The following is a 5,522-nucleotide window of genomic DNA, read 5'->3' as shown; positions in this document are numbered from 1 at the left end:
GCCCCGGACGCACCACGGGTGCACCGGCACCGCGCCGAGCGGTGGCGCGCGGCCTTCCGGGCGCGCCGCGAGCGGCTGCGCGCCGACCCCCACGCCGACCGGGCGTACCGCACCGCCGTCGCCGTCGCGGGCACCGCCGTGGTGGTGCTGGGCCTGGCGCTGGTGCCGCTGCCCGGGCCGGGCTGGCTCGTGGTCTTCCTGGGTCTGGCGGTCCTGGGCACCGAGTTCGCCACCGCCCGCCGCCTGCACCGGTTCGCCCGCCGCCAGCTGCACCGGTGGACCCGGTGGTTGGGGCGGCGCTCGTGGGGCACGCGCACCGCCCTGGGCGCGGGCACCGCCGCCGCCGTCGCGGCCGTGGTCTGGGGCTACCTGGCGTGGCAGGGCGTCCCGGCGTGGAGCCCGGACGTCGTCACCGCCCAGCTCACGCGCCTGCCCGGCCTCTGAGGGCCCGCTCGCTCCCGCAGGGGGGCCGCCCGTCGGCGGCCGGGACGACCAGCGGGGTGGTCGAGAGCAGGCCGCGGGATGCGGTACGGTTCTTCCACCGGTCGCGGACAGCGGTCGCACCGGGCGATTAGCTCAGCGGGAGAGCACCTCGTTCACACCGAGGGGGTCACTGGTTCGATCCCAGTATCGCCCACACCGTTCCACCCAGGAGCAGCGCATGCAGAGCCCCGAAGCCCCCGGCTTCGGGGCTCTCGTCGTCGAGGTCGCCCTCTTCCCCGTGAAGTCCGTGCCCGGCCTGCGCCCCCCGCGAGCGCAGGTGGGCCCCGAGGGCCTGGTGGGCGACCGCGGCTTCGTGCTCGCCGTCGTCGGCGGCGAGGCGCTGACCGCCAAGACCGCTCCCCGCCTGCGCGCCCTGGAGCTGTCCGGCCCCGCCGGCGCGCCGCTGCTGCGCGCCCCCGGCGCGGCGCCCGGCGACCTGGCCGCGGTGGCCCGCTTCCTCGGCCTGGACGCTCCCCTGGAGCTGCGCCCGGCCCCCGGCGGGGCCCGCCAGGTGGCCGCCGTGCACGTCGTGAGCACCCTGGAGCGCGAGGACCCCGCGGCCGGCGACTCCTCCCGCGCCAACCTCGTCCTGCGCCCGGCGCCCGGCGCGCGCCCGCCGTCCCCCGCCCAGCTGGTGGGCGCGCTGCTGGAGGTCGGTGCGGTGCTGCTGCGGCTGGGGGAGCCGCCCCGGCACTGCGCCGGCTCCTTCGCCGAGGTGCTGCGCGGCGGGGCGCTGCGCACCGGCGACGCGGCGCGGCTGCTGCCGCGCGCCGACGGCGCGGGCGGGGGCCCCGGATAGAGTCGCGGGCGTGGAGCCGCGCTCCACGGCCCTGACCGACGCACCCCCCGGAGGCACGCAGTGTCCGCCCAGCTCACCGTCACCCGTTCCGGCGCCTCCGCGCCCGCGACGACGGTGCAGGTCGCGGCCGGCACGACCGCCGCCGAGCTGTTCGCCGACGAGCGCGACGTCGTCGTCGCCCGCGTCAACGGCGAGCTGCGCGACCTGTCGCACCCGCTGGCCGACGGCGACGAGGTCGAGGGCGTCCTGCTCTCCTCCGAGGACGGGCTGGCCGTGCTGCGCCACTCCGCCGCCCACGTCGTCGCGCAGGCCGTGCAGCAGCACTTCCCCGGGGCCAAGCTGGGCATCGGCCCGCCGATCCGGGACGGCTTCTACTACGACTTCGACGTGGAGACCCCGTTCACCCCCGAGGACCTGAAGACCCTCGAGAAGACGGCCCAGCGCATCGTCAAGGAGGGGCAGCGCTTCGTCCGCCGCGTCGTCACCGACGACGAGGCCCGGGAGGAGCTGGCCGGCGAGCCGTACAAGCTGGAGCTCATCGGGCTGAAGTCCAGCGCCGGCGAGGCCGCCGAGGGCGCCGGCGTGGAGGTCGGCGCCGGTGAGCTGAGCATCTACGACAACGTCCGCCGCGACGGCACCGTGGCCTGGAAGGACCTGTGCCGCGGTCCGCACCTGCCCAGCACCCGCCTCATCGGCAACGGCTTCACCCTGCTGCGCTCGGCGGCGGCGTACTGGCGCGGCAGCGAGAAGAACCCCCAGCTGCAGCGCGTGTACGGCACCGCCTGGGCCAGCAAGGACGACCTGAAGGCCTACCAGGAGCGCCTGGCCGAGGCCGAGCGGCGCGACCACCGGCGCCTGGGCGCCGAGCTGGACCTCTTCTCCTTCCCCGACGAGATCGGCTCCGGCCTGGTCGTCTTCCACCCCAAGGGCGGCGTCGTCAAGCGCGTCATGGAGGACTACGTGCGCCGCCGGCACGTGGAGGAGGGCTTCGACTACGTCGGGACCCCGCACATCTCCAAGGGCGGGCTGTTCGAGACCTCCGGGCACCTGCCCTACTACGAGGACACGATGTTCCCGGCGATGGAGCTGGAGAACAGCAAGTACTACCTCAAGGCCATGAACTGCCCGATGCACAACCTGATCTTCCGCTCGCGCGGGCGGTCCTACCGGGAGCTGCCGCTGCGGTTCTTCGAGTTCGGGTCGGTCTACCGCTACGAGAAGAGCGGCGTCGTGCACGGCCTGACCCGCGTGCGCGGGCTCACCCAGGACGACTCGCACAGCTACGTCACCGCCGAGCAGGCCCCCGGCGAGATCAAGCACCTGCTGGACTTCGTGCTGGGCCTGCTGCGCGACTTCGGCCTGGACGACTACTACCTGGAGCTGTCCACCCGCGGGGACTCCGCGAAGTTCATCGGCAGCGACGAGGAGTGGGCCACCGCCACGGCCGTGCTGGAGGCCGCCGCGCGCGACACCGGCCTGGACCTGGTGCCCGACCCGGGCGGGGCGGCGTTCTACGGGCCCAAGATCTCCGTGCAGGCCCGCGACGCCATCGGCCGCACCTGGCAGATGTCGACGATCCAGTACGACTTCAACCAGCCGGCCCGCTTCGGGCTGGAGTACACCGCCGCGGACGGCTCCAAGCAGCAGCCGGTGATGATCCACTCGGCGAAGTTCGGCTCCCTGGAGCGCTTCTTCGGCGTGCTCACCGAGCACTACGCCGGCGCCTTCCCGCCCTGGCTGGCCCCGGTGCAGGTCGTCGGCATCCCCGTCGCCGACGCGCACGTGGAGCACCTGCAGGCGGTCGCCGCGCAGCTGCGCGCGCGCGGCGTGCGCGTCGAGGTGGACTCCTCCGACGACCGGATGCCCAAGAAGATCCGCACCTGGACCAAGCAGAAGGTGCCGTTCCTGCTCATCGCCGGCGCCGAGGACGTCGAGGCCGGGGCGGTCTCCTTCCGCTACCGCGACGGCAGCCAGGAGAACGGCGTGCCCGTCGAGCAGGCGGTGCAGAAGGTCGTGGACGCCGTCGAGCGGCGCGTGCAGGTCTGATGGCGGGCGTGGACGGGCCGGGGGCCCCGCGGGCCGAGCCGGCCGCGGGGTTCCCCGGCGACCCCGACGGCTTCGAGCGGCTGTGGACGCCGCACCGCATGGCGTACATCACGGGCGGCGACAAGCCGGCCGACCCCGACGACGCGCAGCAGTGCCCGTTCTGCCGCGCGCCCTCGCGCACCGACGAGGACGGGCTGGTGGTGCACCGCGGCGAGCGCGTGTTCGTCGTGATGAACCTGTACCCGTACAACCCCGGGCACCTGCTGGTGTGCCCGTACCGGCACGTGTCCTCCTACGTGGACCTCGACGCCGCCGAGCTGGCGGAGTTCACCGCCCTGACCCGCGCGGCGGTGACCACCCTGCGCGCGGCCTCGAACCCGGCCGGCTTCAACATCGGCATGAACCAGGGCGCCGTGGCCGGTGCCGGCATCGCCGCGCACCTGCACCAGCACGTCGTGCCGCGCTGGGCCGGCGACGCGAACTTCCTGCCGGTGGTGGCGCGCACCAAGGCGCTGCCGGAGCTGCTGGAGGACACCCGCCGGCGCCTCGCCGCGGCCTGGACCAGCACCGAGCCGGCCGCCGCGGCCGGCGGCGAGGGCTGAGGCGTGCTCGGCCGCAACGCCCGCGACTTCGCCGCGCGCGTCTTCACGCCGCCGGCCAGGCTCCTGCTGCGCCTGGGCGTGGGGCCGGACGCGGTGACGATCGCCGGCACCGCCGGCGTGGTCGTCAGCGCCCTGGTGCTGTACCCGCTGGGACACCTGTTCTGGGGCTCCATCGCGGTGACGTTCTTCGTGCTCTCCGACACCGTCGACGGCATCATGGCCCGCACCCTGGGCCGCTCCGGGCGCTGGGGCGCCTACCTGGACTCCACCCTGGACCGCTTCGGCGACGCCGCCGTCTTCGGCGGCCTGGTGGTGTGGTTCGCCCGCGGCGGCGGCTCGCCGCTGACGGCCGGGCTGGCGCTGCTGTGCCTGGTGCTGGGCAGCCTGGTCTCCTACGCCAAGGCCCGCGCCGAGGGCCTGGGCTTCACCGCGAACGTCGGCATCGCCGAGCGCTCCGACCGCCTCGTCGCCGTCCTGGTGGGCACCGCGCTCGTCGGCCTGGGCGTGCCCCGCCCGTTCCTGACGGTGGTGCTCGCCCTGCTCGCCGTCGCCAGCCTCGTCACCGTCGTGCAGCGCATGGCCGCGGTGCGGCACCAGGCGCTGGCCGGCGCCGCCCCACCCGCGCCCGGCGCGTGAGCGGGGCCCTCGACGGCCTCACCGCCGCCGGCTTCAAGGTGGCCTGGCGGCTGGCGCGCGCCGTCCCCGAACCGCTCGCGCTGCGCGCGGTGGAGCGCGCCGCCGACCGCGCCCACGCGCGCGGCGGCCCGCGGGTGGAGCAGCTGCGCGCCAACCTGCGCCGCGCCCGGCCCGGCGCCGCGCCGGAGGAGCTCGAGGCGCTGGTGCGCGAGGGGCTGCGCTCCTACGCCCGCTACTGGTGCGACGTGTTCCGGCTGCCGGCGTGGTCGCGCGAGCGCACCGTGGGCAGCGTGCGCGCCACGGGCACCGGGCCGCTGCGCGAGCACCTGCGCTGTGGGCGCGGGGTGGTTGTCTCCCTGGGCCACCTGGGCAACTGGGACCACGCCGCCGCGTGGTCGGCCCGCGAGCTGGCGCCCGTGGTCACCGTGGCCGAGCGGCTGCGGCCCGAGGCGGTCTTCGAGGAGTTCCTCTCCTTCCGGCGCTCCCTGGGCATGGAGGTGCTGCCGCTGGGCGACCCCGGCACCTTCCCGGCGCTGGTGCGCCGCGCCCGCGCCGGGGCGTTCGTGCCGCTGCTGGCCGACCGCGACCTGTCCGGCAGCGGCGTGCCGGTGCGCTTCCTGGGCGAGGAGGTGCCCATGGCCGCCGGCCCGGCCGCGCTGGCGCTGGCCTCCGGGGCCGCGCTGTTCCCCGCCTCCCTGTGGTACGAGGGCGCGCCCGAGCGCCCGCGCACCCTGGTCGTGGAGTTCGGCGAGGAGGTCGCGCGCCCGCCGGTGGAGCCCGGGCGCAGCCCGCGCGAGCAGCGCGCCGCGGCCGTGGCCGCCATGACGCAGGCGTGCGCGGACGCCCTGGCCGCCGCCGTGCGCGCCCACCCGCAGGACTGGCACGTGCTGCAGCCGCTGTTCGCCGACGACGTCGCCGCCGCCCGGGCGGGCCGGGGGGAGCGGGCGGCCCGCGGG

Annotated in this window: 6 protein-coding genes and 1 tRNA gene; all 7 read left to right on the top strand. The window is 76.2% G+C overall.

Going from position 1 to position 5,522, the window contains the following annotated elements; translation table 11 throughout:
* Positions 1 to 444, top strand: a 444-nt coding sequence (locus GTR00_RS13350; RefSeq protein ID WP_205705741.1) for a TIGR02611 family protein, incomplete at its 5' end; no start/stop codon positions are given.
* A gap of 121 nt (positions 445 to 565) precedes the next feature.
* Positions 566 to 637, top strand: a tRNA-Val gene (locus GTR00_RS13345).
* 24 nt (positions 638 to 661) lie between these two features.
* Positions 662 to 1,282 carry an MOSC N-terminal beta barrel domain-containing protein gene (locus GTR00_RS13340; RefSeq protein ID WP_166612100.1) on the top strand — a complete coding sequence of 207 codons (621 nt, stop codon included), beginning with the start codon at positions 662 to 664 and terminating at the stop codon, positions 1,280 to 1,282.
* Positions 1,283 to 1,342: 60 nt separating this feature from the next.
* Entirely contained in the window at positions 1,343 to 3,328 is a 1,986-nt protein-coding gene (thrS, locus tag GTR00_RS13335; RefSeq protein ID WP_166612099.1) for a threonine--tRNA ligase, read from the top strand.
* Entirely contained in the window at positions 3,328 to 3,930 is a 603-nt protein-coding gene (locus tag GTR00_RS13330; RefSeq protein WP_166612098.1) for an HIT family protein, read from the top strand. The genes thrS and GTR00_RS13330 overlap by 1 nt, the downstream gene beginning before the upstream one ends.
* 3 nt (positions 3,931 to 3,933) lie before the next feature.
* Complete coding sequence (gene pgsA / locus GTR00_RS13325; RefSeq protein WP_166612097.1) at positions 3,934 to 4,566, top strand: phosphatidylinositol phosphate synthase; 633 nt, start codon at positions 3,934 to 3,936, stop codon at positions 4,564 to 4,566.
* On the top strand, positions 4,563 to 5,522 hold a 960-nt coding region (locus GTR00_RS13320), incomplete at its 3' end, for a phosphatidylinositol mannoside acyltransferase (protein WP_166612096.1). The genes pgsA and GTR00_RS13320, both read left to right, overlap by 4 nt.

It is taken from the genome of Kineococcus indalonis (genome assembly GCF_009906395.1).
Classification (GTDB): domain Bacteria; phylum Actinomycetota; class Actinomycetes; order Actinomycetales; family Kineococcaceae; genus Kineococcus; species Kineococcus indalonis.
Note: the sequence above shows the minus strand (reverse complement) of the source record. Positions and strands in the feature narration are given on the sequence as shown.

Bases quoted from the DNA above. Each gene is read 5' to 3' on its own strand.
- GTR00_RS13340 (WP_166612100.1), top strand. From the start codon at position 662: ATGCAGAGCCCCGAAGCCCCCGGCTTCGGGGCTCTCGTCGTCGAGGTC.
- GTR00_RS13330 (WP_166612098.1), top strand. From the start codon at position 3,328: ATGGCGGGCGTGGACGGGCCGGGGGCCCCGCGGGCCGAGCCGGCCGCG.